The organism is Streptomyces sp. NPDC014764 (genome assembly GCF_043082785.1).
GTDB lineage: Bacteria > Actinomycetota > Actinomycetes > Streptomycetales > Streptomycetaceae > Streptomyces > Streptomyces althioticus.
The window spans coordinates 355,729-381,474 of sequence record NZ_JBIBXY010000004.1 but is presented as its reverse complement, the minus strand read 5'-3'; the positions used below and the strand labels follow the sequence as shown (position 1 = coordinate 381,474).

Genomic DNA, 25,746 nt, shown 5'->3' with positions numbered 1-25,746 from the left:
GCTCAGGCCTCCCGGCGCACCTCGACCACCCGGAAGCGGTTGGCCACGAAGGCGCCGTCGCACAGGGCCGCGTTGGCCGCCGGGTTGCCGCCGGAGCCGTGGAAGTCGGAGAAGGCGGCCGTCTGGTTCACGTAGACCCCGCCGGTGAGGTTCAGCGAGAGCTGCGCGGCCTCTTCCAGGCAGACCTCCGACACGGCCTCCTCGACCTCCGGGGAGGTCGTGTACGCGCCGACGGTCATCGCGCCCTTCTCGCGGATCGTGCGCCGCAGCAGCTCCGCCGCGTCGGCGGCCGAGTCCACGGCGACCAGGAAGGAGACCGGGCCGAAGCACTCGCTCATGTAGGCGGTCTCGGCGTCCGGCTTGGCGCCGTCCAGCTTCACGATCACCGGCGTGCGCACCACCGCGCCCGGGAACTCCGGGTTGGTGACCTCACGGGAGGCGAGCGCGACCTCGCCGAGACCGGCGGCGGCCTCCAGGCGGGCCTTGACGTCCGGGTTGACGATCGCGCCGAGCAGGGCATTGGCCCGGGCGTCGTCCCCGAGCAGGCCGTCGACCGCCTTGGCCAGGTCGGCCGCGACCTCGTCGAAGGACTTGGGGCCCTGGTCGGTGGTGATGCCGTCGCGGGGGACCAGCAGGTTCTGCGGGGTGGTGCACATCTGGCCGCTGTACAGGGACAGGGAGAACGCCAGGTTGGACAGCATCCCCTTGTAGTCGTCGGTCGACTCCACGATCACCGTGTTGACGCCGGCCTTCTCCGTGTACACCTGCGCCTGGCGCGCGTTGCTCTCCAGCCAGTCGCCGAACTCCGTCGAGCCCGTGTAGTCGATGATGCGGATCTCCGGGCGCGTGGCGAGCGTCTTGGCGATGCCCTCGCCGGGCCGCTCGGCGGCCAGCGCCACCAGGTTCGGGTCGAAGCCGGCCTCCGCGAGCACCTGGCGGGCGACCTGGACGGTGAGCGCCAGCGGCAGCACCGCGCGCGGGTGCGGCTTGACCAGGACCGCGTTGCCCGTGGCCAGGGAGGCGAAGAGGCCCGGGTAGCCGTTCCACGTCGGGAAGGTGTTGCAGCCGATGACCAGGCCGATGCCGCGCGGCACCGGGACGAAGGTCTTGGTCAGGACGAGCGGGTCGCGCTTGCCCTGCGGCTTGGTCCACTCCGCGGTGTCGGGAGTGCGCACCTGCTCGACGTACGCGTAGGCGACGGCCTCCATACCGCGGTCCTGCGCGTGCGGGCCGCCGGCCTGGAACGCCATCATGAACGCCTGGCCGGAGGTGTGCATGACCGCCTGGGCGAACTCCATGGTCCGGTCGCTGATCCGCTTGAGGATCTCCAGGCAGACCACCGCACGGGTCTCCGCGCCCGCGTCCCGCCAGGCGCGCATCCCGGCCTTCATCGCGGGGAGCAGCACGTCCAGGTCCGCGTGCGGGTAGCTGACGCCCAGCTCGACGCCGTACGGCGAGGTCTCGCCGTCGACCCAGCCGTCCGTCCCGGGCTGGTCCAGCTCGATACGGCTGCCGAGCAGGGCGTCGAAGGCGGCCTTGCCCGCGGCCATGTCCAGGCTGCCGTTCTCCCCGTACGCCTTCGGGTGCTCGGGGTGGGGGGACCAGTACGCGCGCGTGCGGATCGCTTCCAGGGCCTGGTCCAGGGTGGGACGGTGGCGGGCGATCAGCTCGTGCGCGGTGAGTTCGGCGGCCATGCGGGACCAACTCCTCGTCTGGAGAACTCTTCGTCGAGCTCTTGGACCTGTGCGGAAACGTAGTCAGGAACGGGCGGTCAGAGTTAGAGTAACCGAACGATCGGTCGGGACAAGGGGGTCCGCCGCATCTGTGGAAAACACCGTGCGGGAGGATCGCGCACATGACAGCACTCGACCTCAGCAGTCCCGTGGCCGTGGTCGGCACCGGCACCATGGGGCAGGGAATCGCCCAGGTCGCGCTGGTCGCGGGCCATCCCGTGCGGCTCTACGACGCCGCCCCTGACCTGGCCCGCAAGGCCGCCGACGCCATCGGCTCCCGGCTCGACCGGCTGGTGGAGAAGGAGCGCCTCACCGCGGACGAACGGGACGCGGCGCGCGCCCGGCTGACGCCCGTCGACGACCTCTCCGGACTCGCCGGCTGCTCCCTCGTCGTCGAGGCGGTCGTGGAGCGCCTCGACGTCAAGCAGGAGCTGTTCCGGGCGCTGGAGGACGTCGTCGCCGACGACTGCCTCCTCGCCACCAACACCTCGTCCCTGTCGGTCACCGCGATCGGCGGCGCGCTGCGCGTCCCGGGCCGCTTCGTCGGCCTGCACTTCTTCAACCCGGCGCCGCTGCTGCCGCTCGTCGAGGTGGTCTCCGGCTTCGCCACCGACGTCGACGCGGGCACGCGCGCGTACGAGACCGCCCGCGCCTGGGGGAAGACGCCGGTCGCGTGCGCCGACACCCCCGGCTTCCTCGTCAACCGCGTCGCGCGCCCCTTCTACGCCGAGGCCTTCGCGGTGTACGAGATGCAGGGCGCGGACCCGGCGACCGTCGACGCGGTGCTGCGCGAGTCCGGTGGCTTCCGGATGGGCGCCTTCGAGCTGACCGACCTCATCGGGCAGGACGTCAACGAGTCGGTGACGCACTCGGTGTGGCAGGCGTTCTTCCAGGACGCGCGCTTCCGGCCGTCCCTGGCCCAGCGCCGGCTGGTCGAGTCCGGCCGCCTCGGCCGCAAGACCGGCCACGGCTGGTACGACCACCGGGAGGGCGCCGAGCGCCCCGAGCCGCACACCGCCGGACCCGCCGAACCGCCCGCGTACGTCGTCGCCGAGGGCGGGCTGGGCCCCGCGGCGGAGCTGCTGGACCTGATCCGCGAGGCGGGCATCGAGGTGCGGCAGGCCGAGGAGGACGAGGGCAGCCGCCTGGTGCTGCCGAGCGGCGGGCAGCTCGTCCTGGCCGACGGGCGGATCTCCGCGGAGTTCCGCGACGTCGTCCACTTCGACCTGGCGCTGGACTACCGCAAGGCCACGCGCATCGCCCTCTCCCACGCCCCGCACACCTCCGCGGAGACCGTCGCGCAGGCCACCGGTCTGTTCCAGGCGCTCGGCAAGAAAGTCAGCGTCATCGGGGACGTCCCCGGGATGATCGTGGCGCGGACGGTGGCCCGGATCATCGACCTCGCCGTCGAGGCGGTCGCCCAGGGCGTCGCCACGGAGGAGGACGTCGACACGGCGATGCGTCTCGGTGTGAACTACCCCCTCGGACCGTTCGAGTGGAGCCGCCGCCTCGGCCGGGGCTGGGCCGGGGCCCTGCTGGACGGGATGCGTGAGGTGGACCCGTGCGGCCGATACGGCGCGTCCTTCGCGCTCCACCGGTACGCGTGCGCCACCGACCAGCGGGAGGACACCCCATGACCACCGTCAAGCGGGACACCTACACCCCGGAGACGCTGCTGTCCGTGGCGGTCCAGGTGTTCAACGAACGCGGCTACGACGGCACGTCCATGGAGCACCTCTCCAAGGCCGCCGGCATCTCCAAGTCGTCGATCTACCACCACGTGGCCGGCAAGGAGGAGCTGCTTCGCCGCGCGGTGAGCCGGGCGCTCGACGGTCTCTTCGGGATCCTCGACGAGGACGACGCGCGCGTGGGGCGTCCCGTCGAGCGTCTGGAGTACGTCGTACGGCGCATGGTCGAGGTGCTGATCGCGGAGCTGCCGTACGTGACGCTGCTGCTGCGGGTGCGGGGCAACACGGACACCGAGCGCTGGGCGCTGGAGCGGCGGCGCGAGTTCGACCACCGGGTGGCCGGGCTGCTGAAGGCCGCGGCGGCCGACGGGGACGTGCGCGAGGACATAGAGGTGCGGCTGGTGACCCGGCTGGTCTTCGGCATGATCAACTCCATCGTGGAGTGGTACCGGCCGGACGGACGCGGCATGAACGAGCGCGAGGTGGCCGACGCGGTGGCGCGGCTCGCCTTCGGCGGACTGCGAAAGGCGGGCGACCGGCGCGGGTGACCGCGGCGGAGAACCGGTGGGCGGCGGGCTGCCGGAGATCCACCCTCGCTGATGGAGATGTCCTTCCGGAAGCTGCCGGACAACCAGCACGAGATCCTGGTACGGCGAGCCGGCACCGCCGGTCCGGGACGAAGGTGCTGTGCCGGGGCGGCGACGCGGTGACGGATGCCGAGCAGCGCGCTGACGGCGGGACCTGCCCCGTGGCGCCGGAACCCGCGTCACCCCCGTGGCCCGGGGCCACCGATCACCACTGCGGTTCCAGGTCCTCCTCCTCGAACACCAGCAGTGTGCGGGTGCTGAGCACCTCGGGAATGGCCTGAAGCCGTGTGAGCACCAGCTCGCGCAGCGTCCTGTTGTCCGGCGTGTGCACCAGCAGCAGCACGTCGAAGTCGCCGCCCACCAGAGCGATGTGCGAGGCGCCGGGGAGCTGCCTGAGCTGCTCGCGCACCGTGCGCCAGGTGTTCTGCACGATCTTCAGCGTGATGTACGCCGATGTGCCGTGACCGGCGCGTTCGTGGTCGACGCGGGCGCCGAAACCCCGGATGACGCCGTCCTCGACGAGCCGGTTGATCCGCGCGTAGGCGTTCGCGCGGGACACGTGCACCCGCTCGGCCACCGACCGTATCGACGCGCGGCCGTCCGCCTGCAGCATGCGCAGGATGTCCTGGTCGATGGCGTCGAGGGGCCGCGCCGACGGCAGCGGCCCCGTCCCCTCCTGCCCCTCGGCCATTTGTTCAGATGCCACCCGCCCCCACCTCTCAGCCGTGGACGTCCTGCATCCATCCCACGATGTGGAGAACCGTTTGTCCACAGCCTGACGCCACCCGTAGCCAAAATGTGCCGGCGACCGAACAATCGGTTGGTGAGGCGAGTCACAGACGACGCGTCTCCGTCAGCCGTCCCACGAGGAGGTGCCGTCATGACGGTCATGGAGCAGCGGGGGGCCTACCGGCCGACCCCGCCGCCCGCCTGGCAGCCCCGTACCGACCCCGCCCCCCTGCTGCCCGACGCGGAGCCGTACCGCGTGCTCGGCACGGAGGCCGCGGCGAAGGCCGACCCGGAGCTGCTGCGCCGGCTGTACGCGGAGCTGGTGAAGGGCCGCCGCTACAACGCGCAGGCCACCGCCCTCACCAAGCAGGGCCGTCTCGCGGTGTACCCCTCCAGCACGGGCCAGGAGGCGTGCGAGGTCGCCGCCGCCCTGGTGCTCGAGGAGCGTGACTGGCTGTTCCCGAGCTACCGCGACACCCTCGCGGTCGTCGCGCGCGGCGTGGACCCCGTCGAGGCGCTCACCCTGCTGCGCGGCGACTGGCACACGGGCTACGACCCCTACGAGCACCGGGTGGCCCCGCTGAGCACCCCGCTCGCCACGCAGCTGCCGCACGCGGTGGGACTGGCCCACGCCGCCCGCCTCAAGGGCGACGACGTGGTCGCGCTCGCCATGGTCGGCGACGGCGGCACCAGCGAGGGCGACTTCCACGAGGCGCTGAACTTCGCGGCCGTCTGGCAGGCCCCGGTCGTCTTCCTCGTCCAGAACAACGGCTTCGCGATCTCCGTCCCGCTCGCCAAGCAGACCGCGGCCCCGTCGCTGGCCCACAAGGCCGTCGGCTACGGGATGCCCGGCCGCCTGGTCGACGGGAACGACGCGGCCGCCGTGCACGAGGTCCTCGCCGACGCGGTGCGCCGCGCCCGCGAGGGCGGCGGCCCCACCCTGGTCGAGGCGATCACCTACCGCGTGGACGCCCACACCAACGCCGACGACGCCACCCGCTACCGCGGCGACGCCGAGGTCGAGGCGTGGCGGGAGCACGACCCGATCGCCCTGCTGGAGCGGGAGCTGACCGGCCGCGGTCTGCTGGACGAGGCCGGCGCCGAGACCGCCCGCGAGGACGCCGAGACCATGGCCGCCGATCTGCGCGCCCGGATGAACCAGGATCCGGAGCTCGACCCCATGGACCTGTTCACGCACGTCTACGCCGAGCCCACGCCCCAGCTGCTGGAGCAGCGGGAGCAGTTGCGGGCCGAGCTGGCGGCCGAGGCCGAGTCGGAAGGAGCGCGGCCATGACCACCGTCGCCGTGAAGCCCGCCACCATGGCGCAGGCCCTCACGCGCGCGCTGCGCGACGCCATGACCGACGACCCGTCCGTGCACGTCATGGGCGAGGACGTCGGCACGCTCGGCGGCGTCTTCCGCATCACGGACGGCCTGGCCAAGGAGTTCGGCGAGGACCGCTGCACGGACACGCCGCTGGCCGAGGCGGGCATCCTCGGCACGGCCGTCGGCATGGCCATGTACGGGCTGCGGCCGGTCGTGGAGATGCAGTTCGACGCCTTCGCCTACCCCGCGTTCGAGCAGCTCGTCTCGCACGTGGCGAAGATGCGCAACCGCACCCGCGGCAAGATGCCCCTCCCCCTCACGATCCGCATCCCCTACGGCGGCGGCATCGGCGGCGTCGAGCACCACAGCGACGCGTCCGAGGCGTACTACATGGCGACTCCGGGGCTCCATGTCGTCACGCCCGCGACCGTCGCCGACGCCTACGGCCTGCTGCGGGCCTCCATCGCCTCCGACGACCCGGTGGTCTTCCTGGAGCCCAAGAGGCTCTACTGGTCCAAGGACGCCTGGAACCCGGAGCAGCCGACGGCCGTGGAACCGATCGGCCGTGCCGTGGTGCGGCGCTCGGGGAGGAGCGCCACCCTGATCACCTACGGGCCGTCCCTCTCCGTCTGCATGGAGGCGGCGGAGGCGGCCCAGGCCGAGGGCTGGGACCTCGAGGTCGTCGACCTGCGCTCGCTGGTGCCGTTCGACGACGAGACGGTGTGCGCCTCGGTGCGGCGCACGGGACGCGCGGTCGTCGTCCACGAGTCGGGCGGTTTCGGCGGCCCGGGCGGGGAGATCGCGGCCCGCGTCACGGAGCGCTGCTTCCACCACCTGGAGGCGCCGGTGCTGCGCGTGGCCGGGTTCGACCTGCCGTACCCGCCGCCGATGCTGGAGCGTCACCACCTGCCCGGTGTGGACCGGATCCTGGACGCCGTGGGGCGTCTGCAGTGGGAGGCCGAGAGCTGATGGCACAGGTGCTGGAGTTCAAGCTGCCCGACCTCGGTGAAGGGCTCACCGAGGCGGAGATCGTGCGCTGGCTGGTCGAGGTCGGCGACGTGGTCGCCGTGGACCAGCCGGTCGTCGAGGTCGAGACGGCCAAGGCGATGGTGGAGGTGCCCTGCCCCTACGGTGGTGTGGTCACCGCCCGTTTCGGCGCGGAGGGCACCGAACTGCCGGTCGGCGCCCCGCTGCTGACGGTGGCGGTCGGCGAGACGGCGGACGGCCGCCCCGCCGGCGACGGCGGCGGTGCGGGCACCGACGGCGCGAGCGGCCGGGAGCCGGCCGCCGAGGGCTCCGGCAACGTGCTGGTCGGCTACGGCACTTCCGAGGCCCCGGCCCGGCGCCGCCGGGTCCGCCCCACGCCCCCCGTCGTGAACGGGCGGTCGAGGGCGCCCGAGCCCGTGCGGGAGACACGGCCGGCGGACGTCCCGCAGGCCGTCCCGAGCACCCCGACCGGCCGCTCGGCGCCTGCCGAGGGCCCGGTACCCGTGATCTCCCCGCTGGTGCGCAGGCTGGCCCGGCAGAACGGCCTGGACCTGCGGAAGCTGACCGGTTCCGGCCCCGACGGGCTGATCCTGCGCGCGGACGTGGAGCACGCACTGCGCGCCGTCGGCACCCAGGACCGCCAGGACACGACGAAGGCCCCCGCCGCCCCGGCCGCGGCTGCCGGCACCGCCTCGGTCACCCGCGTCCCCCTCAAGGGCATCCGGGGCGCCGTCGCCGACAAGCTCTCCCGCAGCCGCACCGAAATCCCGGACGCGACCTGCTGGGTGGACGCCGACGCGACGGAGCTGATGCGGACTCGGGCCGCGATGAACGCGGCGGGCGGGCCCAAGATCTCGGTGCTGGCGCTGTTGGCCCGGATCTGCACCGCCGCGCTCGTCCGCTTCCCGGAGCTCAACTCCTCGGTGGACACCGAGGCCAGGGAGATCGTCCGGTACGCGGACGTGCACCTCGGGTTCGCGGCGCAGACCGAGCGTGGGCTGGTCGTCCCCGTGGTCCGCGACGCCCACACGCGGGACGCGGAGTCCCTGACGGCGGAGTTCGCGCGGCTGACCGAGGCGGCGCGGGAGGGCACGCTGACGCCCGCGCAGCTCACCGGCGGCACGTTCACCCTGAACAACTACGGGGTGTTCGGCGTCGACGGGTCCACACCGATCATCAACCACCCCGAGGCCGCAATGCTGGGCGTCGGCCGCATCATCCCCAAACCGTGGGTGCACGAGGGCGAGCTGGCGGTCCGGCAGGTCGTGCAGCTCTCGCTCACCTTCGACCACCGGGTGTGCGACGGAGGCACGGCGGGCGGGTTCCTGCGGTACGTGGCCGACTGCGTGGAACAGCCGGCGGTGCTGCTGCGGACGCTCTGACCGCCACCGCCCCGCCTCACCCGCCCCCGGGCCGGCCGGTCGCCCTTTCCCGCGTGCCCCTGCGTTCCCTGTGATCGCGGGGGCACGCATACTCGGGGGGTGACCGAGAACCAGCCACCCGCCGCCGCGTACGACGCCGTCGTGCTCGCCGGCGGTGCGGCCCGGCGGCTGGGCGGCGCCGACAAGCCGGCCGTGCGGGTCGGCGGGCGGCCCCTGCTCGACCGGGTGCTCGCCGCCTGCGCCGACGCCCGCGCCACGGTGGTCGTGGCCGTTCCCCGCCCCACCGCGCGTCCCGTGACCTGGGCCCGCGAGGACCCTCCGGGCGGCGGTCCCCTCGCCGCGCTCGAGGCCGGACTGCGGCACGTCACCGCCGAGCACGTCGTGCTGCTCTCCGCCGATCTGCCCTTCCTCGACGGCCGCACGGTCGCCGCGCTGTTGGACACCCTGCGCCGGGGCACGGCCGACGGTGTGCTGCTGACCGACTCCGACGGCCGGGACCAGCCGCTGGTGGCCGCGTACCGCGCGCCGTCCCTGCGCCGTGAGCTGGCCGCGCTCTCCGGCGCGCACGGCGGTACCACCGGGCTCCCCCTGCGCCGGCTCACCGGTGCCCTCGACCTTCTCCGTATCTCCGGCCCGGTGGCGTCCTTCGACTGCGACACCTGGGACGACATCGCCACTGCCAGGGCACGCATCAGGGAGCATGGACACGTGTTGGACGAATGGATCTCCGCAGTCAAGGACGAGCTGGGCATCGACCTGGACGTCGACACCGGCGTGCTGCTCGACCTCGCCCGTGACGCCGCCCACGGGGTGGCACGGCCGGCCGCCCCGCTGACCACCTTCCTGGTCGGCTTCGCCGCCGCGCGGGCGGGCGGTGACGCCGACGCCGTGGCCGAGGCGGCCCGCAAGGCCGTCGCGCTGGCCAACCGCTGGGCCGAGGAGGACACCCAGGACGCGACGTCCGCTCCCTCCGGCGGCTCGGAGCCCGGAACCCGCACGGACGCCGGATGACCCCGCGCACGCCCCGGGCCGGTGAGGACGCCGACGACCTCGATGTCGAGGAGGCGCTCGCTCTTGTGAACGACGCCCACGCGCCCGGCGACCGGGCTTCCGGCGACCGCACGCGAGGCAACGACGGCACCCACGGCGCCCACGGCGCCCACGGCAACGACGGCCCGCACGGTCGCGGCCCGCACGGCACCCCAGCCTCCGGCGCCCCCCTGCACCGCGACGGCACCGACTGGGCGGAGGCCCGCGCGACCGCCGAGCGCGCCCCCCGCCTGCGCGGCGGCCACCGCGGCGGACACCTCGCGCCCGCCCCGGTCCCACTGTCCTCCGCGCTCGGCCTCACCCTGGCCGCCCCGCTGATCGCGCTGACCGACCTGCCGTCTTTCGACACCTCCGCCATGGACGGCTGGGCCGTGTCCGGTCCCGGCCCGTGGGACGTGCGGGAGGAGGGCGTCCTCGCCGGGCACACCGCGCACGCGCCGCTGACCGACGGGGAGGCCGTCAGGATCGCCACCGGTGCCCGCATCCCGCCGGACACCACGGCCGTGCTCCGCAGCGAGCACGGCCGTACCGACGACAACGGCCGGCTGCACGCCACGGCCGCAACCCGGGCGCCGCACACCGTTTCGCACGGTCAGGACATCCGTCCCCGGGGCCAGGAGTGCCGCAACGGCGACCAGTTGCTGCCCGTGGGCACGCTGGTGACTCCGCCGGTGCTGGGCATGGCCGCGGCGGCCGGGTACGACACGCTCACCGTCGTCCCCCGGCCCCGCGCCGCCGTGTTCGTGCTCGGTGACGAGCTCCTCGGGGAAGGGCTGCCGCACGACGGTCTGATCCGGGACGCGCTGGGCCCCCTCCTGCCGCCGTGGCTGCGTGCGCTCGGCGCCGACGTGGTCGACGTACGGCGGGTCGGGGACGACGAGGACGCCCTGCACCAGGCGCTGACGGCCTGTGAGGCCGACATCGTGGTCACCACGGGCGGCACGGCCGCAGGCCCGGTCGACCATGTGCACCCCACGTTGCGGCGCCTCGGCGCGGAGCTGCTGGTGGACGGGGTCGCGGTGCGCCCCGGACACCCGATGCTGCTGGCCCGTATCGCGGAGAAGCGGTACCTCGTCGGTCTGCCGGGGAACCCGCTCGCCGCCGTGTCCGGCCTGGTCACGCTCGCGGAGCCGCTGCTGCGGACCCTGGCGGCCCGGCCCGCCCCGGAGGGGTACACGCTGCCGCTCAGGGACGCGGTGCAGGGACATCCGCACGACACGCGGCTGGTGCCGGTCGCCCTGCGGGGTGACAGGGCACTGCCGTTGCTCTACAACGGGCCGGCGATGTTGCGCGGGATCGCCGCGGCGGACGCGCTGGCCGTCGTACCGCCCGGGGGCGCGAAGCCCGGGTACGAGGCGGAACTGCTGGACCTGCCCTGGGCGTCCGGAGGAATCGGGGTGTGTTTCACGTGAAACTTCCGGGCCAGGACGCCATCGCCCGTCAGGCCGACGAACATCTGGTCACGTATCGGGTCAAGCTGCCGCGCAAACTGGTGGAACACCCGATCCGCCAGGTCGCCAAGCGACTGTCGACGGCCCTGCTGGTGCTCGTGGTGACGGCGTTCGTGGTGTACGCCGACCGGGACGGGTACACGGACAACTCGGACGGTACCGTCGACCTGCTCGACGCGTTCTACTACGCGACCGTCACCCTCTCCACCACGGGCTACGGCGACATCACGCCGGTGACGGACGCGGCCCGGCTCACCAACATCTTCGTCATCACGCCGCTGCGGGTGATGTTCCTGATCATCCTGGTCGGCACCACCCTCGAGGCCCTCACCGAACGCACCCGGGAGGAATGGCGACTGAACCGCTGGAGGTCCACGTTGCGCGATCACACCGTAGTCGTCGGGTTCGGGACCAAGGGCAGGTCCGCGATCAGGACGGTCTGTGCGACGGGGCTCCGCAAGGAGCAGGTCGTGGTGGTCGACCCCAGCGCCAAGGCGATCGAGGCGGCCACGGCGGACGGGTACGCGGGCGTCATAGGGGACGCGACGCGCAGCGAGGTCCTGAAGCGGGCCGAGCTTCAGCGGGCCCGCCAGGTCATCATCGCCACCCAGCGCGACGACACCGCGGTCCTGGTGACGCTGACGGCGCGCCAGCTCAATCGGAACGCCAAGATCGTCGCCGCGGTCCGTGAGGAGGAGAACGCGCCGCTGCTCAAGCAGTCGGGTGCCGACGCGGTCATCACCAGCGCCAGTGCGGCCGGACGGCTGCTGGGCCTCTCCGTGCTGAGCCCGGCGGCGGGCATGGTCATGGAGGACCTGATCCAGCAGGGCACCGGTCTCGACGTCGTGGAACGGCCGGTCATAAAGGCCGAGGTGGGCAAGACCCCGCGGGAGCTGGACGACCTGGTGGTGAGCGTGGTGCGCGGGCACCGGGTGCTCGGCTACGACGACCGGGACGTCGGAACGCTGGAGCTGACGGACCGGCTGATCACGATCGTGCGGGCCACCCCGGTCACACAGATCGCGCCCGACGTCCGCCCGTTGCGCAGCTGAGCGCGTCGTCCCGGCCGAGCGCGTCGTCCCGGGGGAGCGCGCCGTCCCGGGGGAGCGCGCCGTCCCGGCCGGGAACGCCGTCCGGCTGATCACGTCGTTTCGGCGATGAGACACGACAACGGCCCCGAGGATCCGGTCCCCAGGGCCGTCGCCGTGCCACGCGCCGTCTACTTGCGGTTGTACAGCCGCATCGTCACCGGTCCGAAGACGAGCACGAACAGGACCGACCAGCCCAGCGTCCACATGATGTCCGCGGCCGGCCAGTCACCGGCCATCAGGCCGCGGACCGCCGATGCCAGGTGGGTCACCGGGCTGTTGTTGACGAAGGCCTGGAGCCAGCCGGGCATGGTGCGCGGGTCGACGAAGACGTTGGACAGGAAGGTGAGCGGGAAGATCACCATCATGCTGACGCTCATCACCGACTTCTCGGTGCGCAGCAGCAGCCCGAACATCGTCCAGATCCACGAGAAGGCGAACGAGAACAACAGCAGCAGCGCGATGCCCGCGACCACCCCGGGGAAGCCGCCGTCGGCCCGGTAGCCGAGCAGCAGTCCCACGGTCAGCATGATCACGGACGCGATGGTGTAGCGCAGGGCGTCGCCCAGGAGATAGCCGACCATCGCCGAGGGCCGCCAGATCGGCAGCGAGCGGAAGCGGTCGAAGACGCCCTTCTCGATGTCGATGTTCACCGAGACGCCGGTGTACATCGTGATCATGACGACCGACATCACGAGGATGCCCGGCAGGACGAACTGGATGTAGTCCGTCGGCGACCCCGCCAGCGCACCGCCGAAGAGGTACGTGAACATCAGCAGGTTCATGATCGGGAAGGCGGTGACGTCGAACAGCTGCTCAGGCACGTGCTTGATCTTCAGCATCGCGCGCCAGCCGAACGTCAGGGACGTGGACAGCGAGCTGGGCCGCTGCGGCCGTTCCTTGGCGACCAGCAGGGCCGCCAGGGACTCGGTGCTGACGGGTGCGAGTTCCTTGGTCTCCGTGCCCGTGGCCGTGCTCATGCCGCCACCTCGTCCTTCGTGTCGCCGGCGGCGTCGTCCGCGCCGGTGTCGTGGCCGGTCAGCGCGAGGAAGACCTCGTCGAGGCTCGGCTGGCCGAGGGAGAAGTTGTCGACGGTGACGCCGGCCCGGGACAGCTCGGTGAGCGCCCGTGCCGCCTGGTCGGCCGCGCTGTCGCTGGTCGCCGCGTTGAGCCGGGCGGTGAGTGCCACGGGATCCGGTTCCAGCTGCACCTCCGCGAGCAGCAGGTCGCGCAGCAGCCGGGCGGCGTCGGCGCGCCGCTCGGGGGCGCGCAGCCGCAGATGGACGGATCCGGCGCCCACGGACGCCTTGAGCTCGCCCTTCGTGCCCTCGGCGATCACCCGGCCCTTGTCGATCACCGCGATCCGGGAGGCGAGCTGGTCGGCCTCGTCCAGGTACTGCGTGGTCAGCAGCACGGTGGTGCCCTGGGCGACGACCGCGCGCACGATGTCCCACACCTGGTTGCGGCTGCGCGGGTCGAGTCCGGTGGTGGGCTCGTCGAGGAACAGCAGGTCGGGGGTGTTGAGGATGGACGCGGCGATGTCGATGCGGCGCCGCATGCCGCCCGAGTACTGCTTGACCTGCTTGCCGGCCGCCTCGGTGAGACCGAACGCCTCCAGCAACTGGGCGGCGCGCTCGCGGGCCGCGGCCTTGCGGTGGCCGAGCAGCCGGGCCAGCAGGATCAGGTTCTCCGTGCCGGTGAGGTCCTCGTCGACCGACGCGTACTGGCCGGTGAGGCTCACCCGGGAGCGGACCGCGTCGGCGTCGCGCACGACGTCGTGACCGAAGACGCGGGCCTCGCCGCCGTCCGGGCGCAGCAGGGTGGCGAGCATCTTCACGGTGGTGGTCTTGCCGGCGCCGTTCGGGCCGAGGACGCCGTAGACCGTGCCGGTGGGCACGGTGAGGTCGACGCCGTCGACGGCCCGTGTCTCACCGAAGGTCTTGACCAGGCCCGCGGTCTCGATCGCCGGGCCGGACGTCTGCGTGCTCATGCTTCGGGTCCTTCCGCGTGCTTGGGCTACGCATGGAGAGACCTTTACCGTCGCGCAAACTCATCGGTACCGCACGCGGATTTTTTGCGCTGCGCGCGGGTGTGGGGGTGTTTTCAGGGGTTGCCGTCCCTGGGGGCGGGGGTTTGCGCAGTTCCCCGCGCCCCTTGCATGGCTTCCGGCGCCGTGGGGTGCGGGGTTTCGGGGGCTCCGCCCCCGGACCCCCGTTGCGCAGTTCCCCGCGCCCCTGGGGTGTGCGGCCTCCCGCGTCCTTGGGGTGTGCCGTTCCCCGTGTCCTGTGTCCTGGAAGGGCCGTTGCCCGGGTGGGGCGGGGTGCGGGGCGTCCCCGGCGTGGGGGTGGGGGGCGGAGTAGCGTCCCCCTCATGTATGCGATCACGATTCCCGAACCCGGTGGGCCCGAGGCGTTGAAGTGGGGGGAGGTGGACGATCCGGTGGTCGGTGAGGGGGAGGTCCTCGTCGACGTGGTGGCCACTGCCGTCAACCGGGCCGACATCCTGCAGCGGCAGGGCTTCTACGAGCCGCCGCCCGGCACGTCCCCCTACCCCGGTCTTGAGTGCTCCGGCCGGGTCGCGCAGGTCGGGCCGGGGGTGAGCGGCTGGGCCGTCGGCGACGAGGTCTGCGCGCTGCTCTCCGGCGGCGGTTACGCCGAGAAGGTGGCCGTGCCCGCCGGGCAGCTGCTGCCCGTCCCCGAGGGGATCACCGTCGACCGGGCCGCCGCGCTGCCCGAGGTGGTCTGCACGGTCTGGTCGAACGTCTTCATGGTCGCCCATCTGCGCCCCGGCGAGACGTTCCTCGTGCACGGCGGCTCCAGCGGCATCGGCACCATGGCCATCCAGCTCGCCAAGGCGGTCGGGGCGAAGGTCGCCGTGACCGCGGGCACCCGGGAGAAGCTGGAGCGCTGTGCCGACCTGGGCGCGGACATCCTGATCAACTACCGGGAGCAGGACTTCGTCGCCGAGCTGCGGGAGGCCACCGACGGCAAGGGCGCGGACGTCATCCTCGACAACATGGGCGCCAAGTACCTGGACCGCAACGTCCAGGCCCTCGCCGTGAACGGCCGTCTGGTCATCATCGGTATGCAGGGCGGGGTGAAGGGCGAGCTGAACATCGGCGCCCTGCTCGCCAAGCGCGCCGCGATCACCGCCACCACGCTGCGCGCGCGGCCGGTGGAGGAGAAGGCCGCGATCGTGGCGGCCGTACGGGAGCACGTGTGGCCGCTGGTGTCCGGTGGTCACGTCCGTCCGGTGATCGACCGGGAGATCCCCATGCCGGACGCCGCCGAGGCGCACCGGGTCGTGGAGGACAGTTCCCACATCGGCAAGGTTCTGCTGGTCACGCCCAGTTGAGGCCTGCGCCGCGCAACGGTCAGCGTGTGCCGCGCTCCTGACGCATCCGCAGCCCCAGGAAGGCGAGGGCGAACCCGAGGCCCATGAGGACCAGGCCGCTGCCCAGCGGCAGGATCCGCAGCACGGGCCCCACGGTGGTGCCGGCGGCGGCGCCCGGCTCGGCGGCCCGCGAGGACGTGGCGGGCGCCGGGGCCGCCGCCGAGGACGCGGGGCCCGAGGGCGCCACGCTGCCGGAGCCGGCCGGAAGCTCCTCGGCCGTGTCGTCCTCCGCCTGCGTGGACGTGTCGAGCCGGGCGTCCGGCCGCCGCACCCCGTCGCCGTCCGGGCGTCCGGCCGCCTCGCGGGGGCGGCCCGTGCCCTCCTCCTCGGTGCGGTCCCGCCGGGGCGGCGCGGTGTCCCGGGACTCGTCCCGCGCGGTCTCCTGCCGCCCGGGCCTCCCCCGCCCCTCGCCCGGACCGTCCCCGGACCGGGTCGCGGAGGGGGAGGCCGAGCGTGCGGGAGGGGCCGGGGCGGAGGGGGAGCGGGACGCCGTGCGGGTCCGGTCGCTCGTGTCGGGGCCCGGAGTCCGCTCCGCCCCGTACGCCGTGCCGGACGCACCCGGCGGGCCCGGGAACGGACCGTACGGCAGCAGCACGGCCCCCGCCCCCAGAACGAGTGTCGCCCCCAGTGTGCGCAGCCACGGAGTCACGGCCGGGACCTCCCGAGCCGGCCGGTGCTCGGCCGCACCGTCGGCAAGTTGGGACGGATGGACGCCCAACAGCCTCGCACCGGGTGACGGGAGCGGCATGTCGGCCAGGGCCGTACGGAGGACCCGCCGCGGAGGCCACTCCCGGGGGCGCACCGCGCAGTGGAGGGGGTGTGCGCGACAATGGTCGAATGGAGATGCCGAGGAACGAACGGTCGCCGGACAATCCGCAGATCCTGGTCGTCGGCCAGGACGGTATGGCGCTGAGCGGCGGCAACGGGGACGACGACTCCCGTGAGACCCCGGTGACGGAGCAGGTGGAGCAGCCGGCGAAGGTCATGCGCATCGGCAGCATGATCAAGCAGCTGCTGGAGGAGGTGCGGGCCGCCCCTCTCGACGAGGCCAGCCGCAACCGCCTCAAGGAGATCCACGCCAGTTCGGTGAAGGAGCTCGAGGACGGCCTGGCGCCGGAACTCGTCGAGGAGCTGGAGCGGCTATCCCTGCCCTTCACGGACGAGGGCACCCCCAGCGACGCGGAGCTGCGTATCGCGCAGGCCCAGCTGGTGGGCTGGCTGGAGGGGCTCTTCCACGGGATCCAGACGACGCTCTTCGCCCAGCAGATGGCTGCGCGGGCCCAGCTGGAGCAGATGCGCCGCGCTCTGCCGCCGGGTGCCGCCGAGGGGGCCGAGGACTCCCACCAGGCGGGCGGTCGCTCAGGCGGTCCCTACCTGTAGGACGCCTCACGGAACGGGACGCCTTCCCGCCCCGCGACACAGGAAGGGGCCCGGCACGGATGCCGGGCCCCTTCCGTATGTTCCGGGGGCGTCAGGAGGTGGGCGGGTTGCCCGTGGAGACCTTGAGTGTGATCTCCGGCATGTCCTCCGGGTCGACGTCGGTGCCGGCCGGCGGGAACTGCTCGCGGATCGATCCCTCGCCGTACGTGTTCTCGTCGACCTTGACGATCTTGAGGTTGTTGCCCCAGCCGGCCGCCTGGAAGCACGCCTTGACCGAGGCGATGTGCTTGAACTTGAAGTTCGGCAGCCGCACCAGCTCGGGGTCGTTGTACGACTCCTTCGGCTCCTCGCACTCCTCCGGGTCGATCGTCTTGGACGTGTCGGGACCGCGGTAGCCCTCGGGCTTGGCCGTGGCGGAGGCGCTGCCACCGCCCGCCGTGGGGTCCTTGTCGTCACCGTTGTTCAGGGCGATCGCCGTGATCAGACCACCGACGGCCAGCACCGCGACCAGCACGGACGCGACGATCACCGGGGTGTTCCGGCCGCGAGCCCGACCGCCGCCGCCGGAGCCCTGAGGGGAGATCGTGTACGGCGCGGGCGTCGAGGGGCCCTGCGGGGCGTACGGGCTCGGCGTCGGGTAGCCGCCCTGCTGCGGGTAGCCGTACGAGGGGGCGGGGGTCGCCGGGGCCGGGGTGCCGTACGGGTTCGGCGGGGGCGTCGGCTGGTACGGCGTCTGCACGCTGCCGGCGGGCGTCTGCCCGGACTGGTCGACCGGCGGGAACACCGCGGAGCCGACACCGGCGCCGCTGGGCGTCTGGCTGCCGGGCACGATGCTCGGCGGGGCCGCCTGGAAGGACTGCGCCACCCGCAGGCACTCCCCGCGCATGGCCTCCGCGCTGGGGAACCGCTCGTTGGGGTTCTTCTTCAGGGCGCGGGTGATCAGCGCGTCCACGGCCGGCGGCAGCGAGCGGTTGATCGAGGAGGCGACCGGCGGCTCCTCCTGCACGTGCGCGTAGGCGATGGCGAGCGGCGAGTCCGCGTCGAACGGCAGCCTGCCGGTGACCAGCTGGAACAGCATGATGCCGACCGAGTACAGGTCGGAGCGGGCGTCGACGCCCCGGCCGAGCGCCTGCTCCGGGGAGAGGTACTGCGGGGTGCCGACGACCATGCCGGTCTGCGTCATCGACGTGACGCCGGACTGCATGGCGCGGGCGATGCCGAAGTCCATCACCTTGACCACGCCGCGCTTGGTCATCATCACGTTGCCCGGCTTGATGTCGCGGTGGACCAGGCCCATCTCGTGGCTGATCTCCAGCGCCGCCAGCACGTCGGCGGTGATCTTCAGTGCCTTGTCGGCGGGCATCGCGCCGTGCTGCCGTACGTCCTCGTCGAGCACGGAGCCGAGCGGGCGGCCCTCCACGTACTCCATGACGATGTACGGCGTGGGCATGCCGTCGCCCGCGGCGGAGCCGTCGATCGGCAGCGTGTCCTCGCCGGTGTCGAACACCGAGACGATGTTGGTGTGCGTGAGCTTCGCCACGGACTGGGCCTCGCGGCGGAAGCGCTCACGGAAGGCCTGTTCCCGGCCGAGTTCCGTGTGCAACGTCTTGATGGCGACCTGGCGGTCCAGCACCGTGTCGTAGGCGAGATGCACCGAGGCCATGCCACCCTGGCCGAGCAGGTCCCGCAGTTGGTAGCGTCCGCCCGCGAGCGCCCGCCCCGTGTGCCGGCCCTGTGCGCCGTCCTGGCTCATGTTCCGCGTCCCCCGTAGCCTCTCCGGCGTCCGGCGCCGCCGTCGGTGACCTGTCTCGTCGTGACTTGTCGTTGTCGTAGATCGAAAGTGCTATTCCCGGCCAAGTCTGCCCCAGGGCACCGACACGTCAAGCGCGGTGCCCGTTCCGTGACCGTACGCGAAAGAAGCGTCGCGGAAGCGTTACAGCGGTCGTACGGCCGGTACACGGAATTTGCACGACGGTACGGCCAGCGGGTTTGATGACCGGTCCGTCGCGTGCCGGATCCGGCAGCCCGTCCCGGGCCGGAGGCCCCGGCAAAGGCTGTAGCGTGGCCGACGGAGACCGTAACAACACCGCGCGCACCGCGGGCAGAAACGACGGCGAGGACTGATGGCACAGCAGCAGCGCGCTCAGGGCCCGTCCGACCCCGAGGCGACTGGCGGCGGCATGTCGGACGCGCCGGACAACTGGGGCAACGGCGGGCTGGTCGGCGACGGCCGGTACCGGCTCACGCACCGGCTCGGCCGGGGCGGCATGGCCGAGGTGTTCGCCGCGGAGGACGTACGCCTGGGGCGCACCGTCGCCGTGAAGCTGCTGCGCTCCGACCTGGCCGAGGACCCGGTGTCCAAGGCGCGCTTCACGCGCGAGGCCCAGTCCGTGGCCGGGCTCAACCACCACGCGATCGTCGCCGTGTACGACTCCGGCGAGGACACGGTCGGCGGCCAGTCCGTGCCGTACATCGTGATGGAGCTGGTCGAGGGCCGCACCATCCGCGACCTGCTGATGAACGCGGAGGCGCCGGGCCCGGAGCAGGCGCTGATCATCGTCTCGGGCGTCCTGGAGGCCCTGGCCTACTCGCACCAGCACAACATCGTGCACCGCGACATCAAGCCGGCCAACGTCATCATCACCAACAACGGCGCCGTGAAGGTGATGGACTTCGGCATCGCGCGCGCCATGCACGGCGCGTCGACGACGATGACGCAGACCGGCATGGTCATGGGCACCCCGCAGTACCTCTCCCCGGAGCAGGCGCTCGGCAAGGCCGTCGACCACCGCTCCGACCTGTACGCGACCGGCTGCCTGATGTACGAACTGCTGGCGCTGCGTCCGCCGTTCACCGGCGAGACGCCCCTGTCGGTGGTCTACCAGCACGTCCAGGACATCCCCACGCCTCCCTCCGAGGCCTCGGACGCCTGCCCGCCCGAGCTCGACGGGCTCGTGATGCGCTCGCTCGCCAAGGACCCGGACGACCGGTTCCAGACGGCCGAGGAGATGCGCGGTCTCGTCCAGTACGCGCTGCAGATGCTCTACGAGCAGGGCGGTCACACCGGCACCTGGAACACCGGCCCGGTCGACATGCACGAGGGCCCGCGCACGCCCGCGGGCGGGTACGCCGGCACCGCGGCCATGCCGCACCCGGAGCAGTCCGGCACCACGGCCATCCCGCAGCCGATCCTGCCGGGCGGGTACGGCGGCGGTGACGACGGAGGCTTCGAGGGCCACGGCAACCGGGGCAGCGGCCGCGGCAAGCTGTGGATCCTCGCGGTGCTCGCGGTGATCGCCGTCGCGGGCGGCGTCGCCCTCGCGCTGAACAACGGCGGGGGCGGGGGCGAGGGCGGCAAGACCGACACCTCGCCGTCCGTCTCGCAGAGCACGAAGGACGAGTCGCCGAGCGAGTCGCCGACCGACCAGGAGACCGAGGACACCACCGGTCCCGACACCGACCCGGGCTCCGGCTCCGGCGGCAACGGCGGCTGGACCCCGAGCTACGAGCCGTCGTGGACCCCGAGCCAGCCGGACACGGACGAGCCGACCGGCGACCCGACGGGTGAGCCGACGGAGGGCCAGACGACTCCCACGGACCCGGAGACCGAGGAGCCGCCGCCCACCAACACGGCGCCGCCGCCCACCGGCGGAACCGAGGGCAACGGTGGTGGCGGCAACGGCGACGACCCGCCGGAGGGCGGCCAGTAACCGGCACCTGAGCGGGGGTGCGAAGCGTGCGCTTCGCACCCCCGCTCGTTTTGTCCGGCCCGGGACACCGGGCCGGACCGGCACCCCGTGACTTCCCCGGCGGCACCCCGTGCCGCCGGGGAAGTCTGCTCTTCCCGTGCCCGGCTCGGCCGGGATAACGTGCCGTTGCTCCGGCCTCCTGCAAGGCTGTGACCAGCGCGCCTTCCGGGCCTACCCCGATTTACTTGGATATCCAAGCAAAATCGCAGGTCAGATGGGGTTTCACAGAAATGTGGAGCACTGGGTAACGTGCAGTGTGCAGGGCGCTCGCCGGGGCACCTGTCACGCCTGTTCCCGGCCGAGTGGCACCCACCCCGTGCCCGGTGGTCGGAACAGGTGAGCCGCACTGGCCTACCGGCAACCCCGGGGGCCGGACCGACGGAGGAGCACACGTGACCGTGGAGAGCACTGCCGCGCGCACACCGCGACGCAGCGCCGGAAACAAGGCCGGCACCACCGGCACCAAGCGCACCACCAGCACCAAGAAGGCCGCAGGCGCAGGGAAGAGCGCCGAGCCCGCCCTCGTCCAGCTGCTGACGCCCGAGGGCAAGCGCGTCAAGAACGCCGAGTTCGACAAGTACGTCGCCGACATCACGGCCGAGGATCTGCGCGGGCTGTACCGCGACATGGTGCTCACCCGTCGCTTCGACGCCGAGGCCACCGCGCTCCAGCGCCAGGGCGAGCTGGGCCTGTGGGCCTCGCTGCTGGGGCAGGAGGCGGCGCAGATCGGCTCCGGCCGGGCGCTGCGCGACGACGACTACGTCTTCCCCACCTACCGTGAACACGGCGTCGCCTGGTGCCGCGGGGTGGACCCGACGAACCTGCTCGGCATGTTCCGCGGCGTCAACAACGGCGGCTGGGACCCGAACGGCAACAACTTCCACCTGTACACGATCGTCATCGGCTCCCAGACGCTGCACGCCACGGGTTACGCGATGGGCATCACCAAGGACGGCGCCGACAGCGCGGTCATCGCGTACTTCGGCGACGGCGCCTCCAGCCAGGGCGACGTGGCCGAGGCCTTCACCTTCTCCGCGGTCTACAACGCGCCCGTGGTGTTCTTCTGCCAGAACAACCAGTGGGCGATCTCCGAGCCGACCGAGAAGCAGTCCCGCGTGCCGCTGTACCAGCGCGCGCAGGGCTACGGCTTCCCGGGCGTGCGCGTGGACGGCAACGACGTCCTGGCGAACCTGGCCGTCACCAAGTGGGCCCTGGAGCGGGCCCGCGCCGGCGAGGGCCCGACGCTCGTCGAGGCGTTCACGTACCGCATGGGCGCGCACACCACCTCCGACGACCCGACCCGCTACCGCACGGACGACGAGCGGCTGGCCTGGGAGGCGAAGGACCCGATCCTGCGCCTGCGCCGCTACCTCGAGGCCGCAAACCACGCGGACGAGGGATTCTTCGCGGAACTGGAGACCGAGTCCGAGGCGTTGGGCAAACGGGTGCGCGAAGCGGTCCGTGCCATGCCGGACCCGGACCACTTCGCCATCTTCGAGAACGTGTACGCGGACGGTCATGCGCTGGTGGACGAGGAGCGGGCGCAGTTCGCCGCCTACCAGGACTCGTTCGCGGACGAAGACGGGGGTAAGTGACATGGCTGAGAAGATGGCTCTGGCCAAGGCGATCAACGAGTCGCTGCGGCGTGCCCTGGACGCGGACCCGAAGGTCGTCGTCATGGGTGAGGACGTCGGCAAGCTGGGCGGCGTGTTCCGGGTGACGGACGGCCTGCAGAAGGACTTCGGCGAGAGCCGCGTCATCGACACCCCGCTCGCCGAGTCGGGCATCGTCGGCACGGCGATCGGCCTGGCCCTGCGCGGCTACCGCCCGGTGGTGGAGATCCAGTTCGACGGCTTCGTCTTCCCCGCGTACGACCAGATCGTCACGCAGCTCGCGAAGATGCACGCCCGCGCGCTGGGCAAGGTCAAGATGCCCGTCGTCGTGCGCATCCCGTACGGCGGCGGCATCGGCGCGGTGGAGCACCACTCCGAGTCGCCCGAGGCGCTGTTCGCGCACGTGGCCGGTCTGAAGATCGTGTCGCCGTCGAACGCGTCGGACGCGTACTGGATGATGCAGCAGGCCATCCAGAGCGACGACCCGGTGATCTTCTTCGAGCCGAAGCGCCGCTACTGGGACAAGGGCGAGGTCGACACCGAGGCGATCCCCGGCCCGCTGCACAAGGCGCGCGTGGTCCGCGAGGGCACGGACCTGACCCTCGCCGCGTACGGCCCGATGGTGAAGCTCTGCCAGGAGGTCGCGGACGCGGCGGCCGAGGAGGGGCGCAACCTGGAGGTCCTCGACCTGCGCTCGGTCTCCCCGATCGACTTCGACGCGGTACAGGCGTCGGTGGAGAAGACGCGCCGTCTGGTCGTCGTGCACGAGGCGCCGGTGTTCTTCGGCTCCGGCGCGGAGATCGCCGCCCGGATCACGGAGCGCTGCTTCTACCACCTGGAGGCCCCGGTGCTGCGGGTGGGCGGCTACCACGCGCCGTACCCGCCGGCCCGTCTGGAGGAGTCCTACCTCCCCGACCTGGACCGGGTGCTCGATGCCGTCGACCGCTCGCTGGCGTACTGAGGAGAGGGTCGTGACGACGATGACGAACGCGTCCGTACGCGAGTTCAAGATGCCGGACGTGGGCGAGGGCCTCACCGAGGCCGAGATCCTCAAGTGGTTCGTCCAGCCCGGTGACACCGTCACCGACGGCCAGGCGGTCTGCGAGGTCGAGACGGCCAAGGCCGCCGTCGAGCTGCCCATCCCCTACGACGGTGTGGTGCGCGCCCTGCACTTCCCCGAGGGCACCACGGTCGACGTGGGCACGTCCATCATCGCGGTGGAGGTGGCGGGCGGCGCGGCCCCGGCGCAGGAGGAGGCCCCCGCGGCCCCCGCCCCCGCCGCGGAGCCGGAGCAGCCCGCCGAGCAGCCCGCGGCCCGTCAGCCGGTGCTGGTCGGCTACGGCGTCGCCACGTCCTCCACCCGCCGCCGCCCGCGCAAGCAGGCGCAGGACCCGGCGGCCCGGCAAGCGGCCTCGGCGGTTCAGGCCGAGCTGAACGGCCACGGGGCGGCTCCGGCGGCCCCCGCAGTACCGGCCGCCCCCGCGGCTCCCGCTCAGCGTCCGCTGGCGAAGCCGCCGGTGCGCAAGCTGGCCAAGGACCTGGGCGTCGACCTGGCGACGGTCGTCCCGACCGGCCCGGACGGCGTCGTCACCCGCGAGGACGTCCACGCGGCCGTCGCCGCGGCCCAGGCACCGCAGCAGACGGCTCCCGCGGCCCAGCAGGCCGCCCCGGCCGCCCCCGCCCCGGCGGACCGGCCCGCGGCCCCGGCGTCGTACGACTCCGGCCGCGAGACGCGCATCCCCGTCAAGGGCGTCCGCAAGGCGACGGCGGCGGCGATGGTCGGCTCCGCGTTCACCGCGCCGCACGTCACGGAGTTCGTGACGGTCGACGTGACCCGGACGATGAAGCTGGTCGAGGAGCTGAAGCAGGACAAGGAGTTCGCGGGCCTGCGCGTGAACCCCCTGCTGCTGATCGCCAAGGCGCTGCTGGTCGCGATCAGGCGGAACCCCGACATCAACGCCTCGTGGGACGAGGCGGCGCAGGAGATCGTGGTCAAGCACTACGTGAACCTGGGCATCGCGGCGGCCACCCCGCGCGGTCTGATCGTGCCGAACATCAAGGACGCCCACGCCAGGACGCTGCCCGAACTGGCCGCGTCCCTGGGCGAACTGGTGTCCACGGCCCGGGAGGGCAAGACCTCCCCGTCCGCCATGCAGGGCGGCACGGTGACGATCACCAACGTCGGCGTCTTCGGCGTCGACACGGGCACGCCCATCCTCAACCCGGGCGAGTCCGCGATCCTCGCGGTCGGTGCGATCAAGCCGCAGCCGTGGGTCCACAAGGGCAAGGTCAAGCCGCGCCAGGTCACCACCCTGGCCCTGTCCTTCGACCACCGCCTGGTCGACGGCGAGCTCGGCTCCAAGGTCCTCGCCGACGTGGCGGCGATCCTGGAGCAGCCGAAGCGGCTGATCACCTGGGCCTGACGGCCGGTCGTACGACGGGAGGGGCGCCGCACACCAGGTGTGCGGCGCCCCTCCGCGCGTCCGGGGGGACCCGGACAGGTCAGATCTTGCTGAACGCGTAGTTCATGAGGGCCTTCGCGTCCTTCTCGCGCTGGGCGGCGGAGGAGGAGGCGAGGACGGTGCCGACGACCGTCTTGCCCTTGCGGGTCGCGGCGAAGACCAGGCAGTACTTGGCCGTCGGGCCCGAGCCGGTCTTCACGCCGAGGGTGCCGCTGTAGCTGTTGAGCAGGGTGTTGGTGTTGACCCACGGCGCCATGGTGCGGGTGCCGCCCGTCTTGGTCTTCGTCTTCGCGGTGTACTTCTTCGTCTTCACGATCGAGCGGAAGGTCGCGTTCTTCATGGCGCCGCTCGCGATCTTCGTCAGGTCGCGCGGCGTCGAGTAGTTCTTGCCGTTGCCGATGCCGTCGAACGAGTCGAAGTGGGTGTTCTTCAGGCCCAGCTTCTTCGCATCGGCGTTCATCTTGCCGATGAAGGACTTCACGCGGGCCGCGCGGGTCTTGCCGGTGCCGAACTTGTCGGCCAGCGCGTACGCGGCGTCGCAGCCGGACGGGAGCATCAGACCGTAGAGCAGCTGGCGGACGGTGACCTTGTCGCCGACGATCAGCCGCGCGGAGGAGGCGTTCTTCGACACGATGTAGTCGCTGTAGGCCTTCTGGATCGTGACCGTGGCGTTCAGGTTCAGGTTCTTCTGGGCGAGCACGACCTTCGCGGTCATGATCTTCGTGGTGGAGCCGGTGGCGCGGCGGGTGTCCCCGAGCTTCGTGTACAGCGTCTTGCCGTTCGCGTTGTTGATCACGAAGCCGCCCTTGGCGACGACGGAGGGAACGGGGGCGGCGGCCTGCGCCGGCGCCGCGTAGAGGGCACCGGAGGCGAGCACGGCGCCGGTGGTCACGACGACGCCGGCGGCTCTGCGGAAGCGGATGCCCTGGATGGCGATATTCAAGTCAGATACCCCGATTTACCGTGAATGGCCGTGCTGCGCGGCCGGGTTGAGGAGCGGCCGCACGGAAAGGGCCGCACGAGTCTGACCCGTACGCCGAAGGGATGGTTGTACGGGAGAAGGGCGCATTTTCCCGGCACGCGGTGTTTCGCATCGTGGACGGATGCTTCCATGCGTACCTGTTGTAT

At 72.3% G+C, this 25,746-nt stretch carries 21 protein-coding genes; 14 read left to right on the top strand and 7 right to left on the bottom strand.

The window, feature by feature from the left end; all coding sequences use genetic code 11:
- Positions 1-2: 2 nt before the first annotated feature.
- The gene (gene paaN, locus ACF1AG_RS13595; protein WP_391809765.1) at positions 3-1,694 is read right to left on the bottom strand and encodes a phenylacetic acid degradation protein PaaN; all 1,692 of its coding nucleotides are present in this window, start codon (positions 1,692-1,694) and stop codon (positions 3-5) included.
- A gap of 161 nt (positions 1,695-1,855) precedes the next feature.
- On the opposite strand from paaN, the gene ACF1AG_RS13590 reads away from it, so the two are divergent.
- Positions 1,856-3,370 carry a 3-hydroxyacyl-CoA dehydrogenase gene (locus ACF1AG_RS13590; RefSeq protein WP_359602119.1) on the top strand — a complete coding sequence of 505 codons (1,515 nt, stop codon included), beginning with the start codon at positions 1,856-1,858 and terminating at the stop codon, positions 3,368-3,370.
- Complete coding sequence (locus ACF1AG_RS13585; RefSeq protein WP_359747777.1) at positions 3,367-3,969, top strand: TetR/AcrR family transcriptional regulator; 603 nt, start codon at positions 3,367-3,369, stop codon at positions 3,967-3,969. Before ACF1AG_RS13590 ends, ACF1AG_RS13585 begins: the two co-directional genes overlap by 4 nt.
- A 244-nt stretch (positions 3,970-4,213) precedes the next feature.
- Here the strand turns inward: ACF1AG_RS13585 and ACF1AG_RS13580 are convergent, their stop codons facing one another.
- Positions 4,214-4,699, bottom strand: a complete 486-nt coding sequence (locus ACF1AG_RS13580) for an Lrp/AsnC family transcriptional regulator (protein WP_391809797.1) — start codon at positions 4,697-4,699, stop codon at positions 4,214-4,216.
- A gap of 189 nt (positions 4,700-4,888) precedes the next feature.
- Between ACF1AG_RS13580 and pdhA (ACF1AG_RS13575) the strand changes: the two genes are divergently transcribed.
- From pdhA (ACF1AG_RS13575) to ACF1AG_RS13550, 6 genes are all read left to right on the top strand, one after another.
- Entirely contained in the window at positions 4,889-6,031 is a 1,143-nt protein-coding gene (gene pdhA / locus ACF1AG_RS13575) for a pyruvate dehydrogenase (acetyl-transferring) E1 component subunit alpha (protein ID WP_359602122.1), read from the top strand.
- Positions 6,028-7,032 (top strand): alpha-ketoacid dehydrogenase subunit beta, encoded by a 1,005-nt coding sequence (locus ACF1AG_RS13570; protein WP_359602124.1) that lies wholly within the window; start codon positions 6,028-6,030, stop codon positions 7,030-7,032. The genes pdhA (ACF1AG_RS13575) and ACF1AG_RS13570 overlap by 4 nt, the downstream gene beginning before the upstream one ends.
- Complete coding sequence (locus tag ACF1AG_RS13565) at positions 7,032-8,432, top strand: dihydrolipoamide acetyltransferase family protein (RefSeq protein ID WP_391809764.1); 1,401 nt, start codon at positions 7,032-7,034, stop codon at positions 8,430-8,432. Before ACF1AG_RS13570 ends, ACF1AG_RS13565 begins: the two co-directional genes overlap by 1 nt.
- A 99-nt stretch (positions 8,433-8,531) precedes the next feature.
- A complete protein-coding gene (locus tag ACF1AG_RS13560) occupies positions 8,532-9,443 on the top strand; it encodes an NTP transferase domain-containing protein (protein WP_359602127.1) in 912 nt (303 codons plus the stop codon).
- Positions 9,440-10,894, top strand: coding sequence for a molybdopterin molybdotransferase MoeA (locus ACF1AG_RS13555; protein WP_391809763.1), 1,455 nt, complete (start codon positions 9,440-9,442; stop codon positions 10,892-10,894). The genes ACF1AG_RS13560 and ACF1AG_RS13555 overlap by 4 nt, the downstream gene beginning before the upstream one ends.
- Positions 10,891-11,985 carry a potassium channel family protein gene (locus ACF1AG_RS13550; protein ID WP_359602130.1) on the top strand — a complete coding sequence of 365 codons (1,095 nt, stop codon included), beginning with the start codon at positions 10,891-10,893 and terminating at the stop codon, positions 11,983-11,985. Before ACF1AG_RS13555 ends, ACF1AG_RS13550 begins: the two co-directional genes overlap by 4 nt.
- A 167-nt stretch (positions 11,986-12,152) precedes the next feature.
- On the opposite strand, the gene ACF1AG_RS13545 is transcribed toward ACF1AG_RS13550, so the two are convergent.
- Both ACF1AG_RS13545 and ACF1AG_RS13540 read right to left on the bottom strand, forming a co-directional pair.
- Entirely contained in the window at positions 12,153-13,001 is an 849-nt protein-coding gene (locus ACF1AG_RS13545) for an ABC transporter permease (protein WP_359602132.1), read from the bottom strand.
- On the bottom strand, positions 12,998-14,011 hold the full coding sequence (locus ACF1AG_RS13540) for an ATP-binding cassette domain-containing protein (protein WP_359602134.1): 1,014 nt from the start codon (positions 14,009-14,011) through the stop codon (positions 12,998-13,000). The genes ACF1AG_RS13545 and ACF1AG_RS13540 overlap by 4 nt, the downstream gene beginning before the upstream one ends.
- Positions 14,012-14,391: 380 nt before the next feature.
- On the opposite strand from ACF1AG_RS13540, the gene ACF1AG_RS13535 reads away from it, so the two are divergent.
- Positions 14,392-15,375, top strand: coding sequence for an NAD(P)H-quinone oxidoreductase (locus ACF1AG_RS13535; RefSeq protein WP_359602136.1), 984 nt, complete (start codon positions 14,392-14,394; stop codon positions 15,373-15,375).
- Between the two features lie 19 nt (positions 15,376-15,394).
- Here ACF1AG_RS13535 and ACF1AG_RS13530 read toward each other — a convergent pair whose 3' ends face one another.
- Complete coding sequence (locus tag ACF1AG_RS13530; protein WP_391809762.1) at positions 15,395-16,063, bottom strand: hypothetical protein; 669 nt, start codon at positions 16,061-16,063, stop codon at positions 15,395-15,397.
- Between the two features lie 188 nt (positions 16,064-16,251).
- On the opposite strand from ACF1AG_RS13530, the gene ACF1AG_RS13525 reads away from it, so the two are divergent.
- Positions 16,252-16,794: a bacterial proteasome activator family protein gene (locus ACF1AG_RS13525; protein ID WP_359747794.1), complete on the top strand. Its 543-nt coding sequence runs from the start codon at positions 16,252-16,254 to the stop codon at positions 16,792-16,794.
- A 91-nt stretch (positions 16,795-16,885) separates the two neighbouring features.
- On the opposite strand, the gene ACF1AG_RS13520 is transcribed toward ACF1AG_RS13525, so the two are convergent.
- Positions 16,886-18,547 carry a protein kinase gene (locus tag ACF1AG_RS13520; protein WP_387795987.1) on the bottom strand — a complete coding sequence of 554 codons (1,662 nt, stop codon included), beginning with the start codon at positions 18,545-18,547 and terminating at the stop codon, positions 16,886-16,888.
- A gap of 370 nt (positions 18,548-18,917) precedes the next feature.
- Here ACF1AG_RS13520 and ACF1AG_RS13515 point away from each other — a divergent pair, with 370 nt between their 5' ends.
- The 4 genes from ACF1AG_RS13515 to ACF1AG_RS13500 all read left to right on the top strand — a co-directional run bounded on the left by ACF1AG_RS13515 (position 18,918) and on the right by ACF1AG_RS13500 (position 24,579).
- On the top strand, positions 18,918-20,504 hold the full coding sequence (locus ACF1AG_RS13515) for a protein kinase (protein ID WP_359602142.1): 1,587 nt from the start codon (positions 18,918-18,920) through the stop codon (positions 20,502-20,504).
- Between the two features lie 431 nt (positions 20,505-20,935).
- Entirely contained in the window at positions 20,936-22,138 is a 1,203-nt protein-coding gene (gene pdhA, locus ACF1AG_RS13510; protein WP_359607946.1) for a pyruvate dehydrogenase (acetyl-transferring) E1 component subunit alpha, read from the top strand.
- A 1-nt stretch (position 22,139) separates the two neighbouring features.
- Positions 22,140-23,117, top strand: coding sequence for an alpha-ketoacid dehydrogenase subunit beta (locus ACF1AG_RS13505; RefSeq protein WP_359607944.1), 978 nt, complete (start codon positions 22,140-22,142; stop codon positions 23,115-23,117).
- A 19-nt stretch (positions 23,118-23,136) separates the two neighbouring features.
- Positions 23,137-24,579 carry a dihydrolipoamide acetyltransferase family protein gene (locus ACF1AG_RS13500; RefSeq protein WP_391809796.1) on the top strand — a complete coding sequence of 481 codons (1,443 nt, stop codon included), beginning with the start codon at positions 23,137-23,139 and terminating at the stop codon, positions 24,577-24,579.
- 79 nt (positions 24,580-24,658) lie between these two features.
- Here the strand turns inward: ACF1AG_RS13500 and ACF1AG_RS13495 are convergent, their stop codons facing one another.
- Positions 24,659-25,561 (bottom strand): D-alanyl-D-alanine carboxypeptidase, encoded by a 903-nt coding sequence (locus ACF1AG_RS13495; protein ID WP_359608041.1) that lies wholly within the window; start codon positions 25,559-25,561, stop codon positions 24,659-24,661.
- Positions 25,562-25,746: the final 185 nt, after the last annotated feature.

Excerpts from the sequence above, each read along its gene's own strand:
- ACF1AG_RS13565 (WP_391809764.1), top strand. The coding sequence starts at position 7,032 with ATGGCACAGGTGCTGGAGTTCAAGCTGCCCGACCTCGGTGAAGGGCTC.
- ACF1AG_RS13555 (WP_391809763.1), top strand. The coding sequence starts at position 9,440 with ATGACCCCGCGCACGCCCCGGGCCGGTGAGGACGCCGACGACCTCGAT.
- ACF1AG_RS13535 (WP_359602136.1), top strand. The coding sequence starts at position 14,392 with ATGTATGCGATCACGATTCCCGAACCCGGTGGGCCCGAGGCGTTGAAG.
- ACF1AG_RS13585 (WP_359747777.1), top strand. The coding sequence starts at position 3,367 with ATGACCACCGTCAAGCGGGACACCTACACCCCGGAGACGCTGCTGTCC.
- pdhA (WP_359602122.1), top strand. The coding sequence starts at position 4,889 with ATGACGGTCATGGAGCAGCGGGGGGCCTACCGGCCGACCCCGCCGCCC.
- ACF1AG_RS13505 (WP_359607944.1), top strand. The coding sequence starts at position 22,140 with ATGGCTGAGAAGATGGCTCTGGCCAAGGCGATCAACGAGTCGCTGCGG.
- ACF1AG_RS13500 (WP_391809796.1), top strand. The coding sequence starts at position 23,137 with ATGACGAACGCGTCCGTACGCGAGTTCAAGATGCCGGACGTGGGCGAG.
- paaN (WP_391809765.1), bottom strand. The coding sequence starts at position 1,694 with ATGGCCGCCGAACTCACCGCGCACGAGCTGATCGCCCGCCACCGTCCC.
- ACF1AG_RS13540 (WP_359602134.1), bottom strand. The coding sequence starts at position 14,011 with ATGAGCACGCAGACGTCCGGCCCGGCGATCGAGACCGCGGGCCTGGTC.
- ACF1AG_RS13525 (WP_359747794.1), top strand. The coding sequence starts at position 16,252 with ATGGAGATGCCGAGGAACGAACGGTCGCCGGACAATCCGCAGATCCTG.
- ACF1AG_RS13515 (WP_359602142.1), top strand. The coding sequence starts at position 18,918 with ATGGCACAGCAGCAGCGCGCTCAGGGCCCGTCCGACCCCGAGGCGACT.
- ACF1AG_RS13580 (WP_391809797.1), bottom strand. The coding sequence starts at position 4,699 with ATGGCCGAGGGGCAGGAGGGGACGGGGCCGCTGCCGTCGGCGCGGCCC.
- ACF1AG_RS13570 (WP_359602124.1), top strand. The coding sequence starts at position 6,028 with ATGACCACCGTCGCCGTGAAGCCCGCCACCATGGCGCAGGCCCTCACG.
- ACF1AG_RS13590 (WP_359602119.1), top strand. The coding sequence starts at position 1,856 with ATGACAGCACTCGACCTCAGCAGTCCCGTGGCCGTGGTCGGCACCGGC.
- ACF1AG_RS13520 (WP_387795987.1), bottom strand. The coding sequence starts at position 18,547 with ATGAGCCAGGACGGCGCACAGGGCCGGCACACGGGGCGGGCGCTCGCG.
- ACF1AG_RS13545 (WP_359602132.1), bottom strand. The coding sequence starts at position 13,001 with ATGAGCACGGCCACGGGCACGGAGACCAAGGAACTCGCACCCGTCAGC.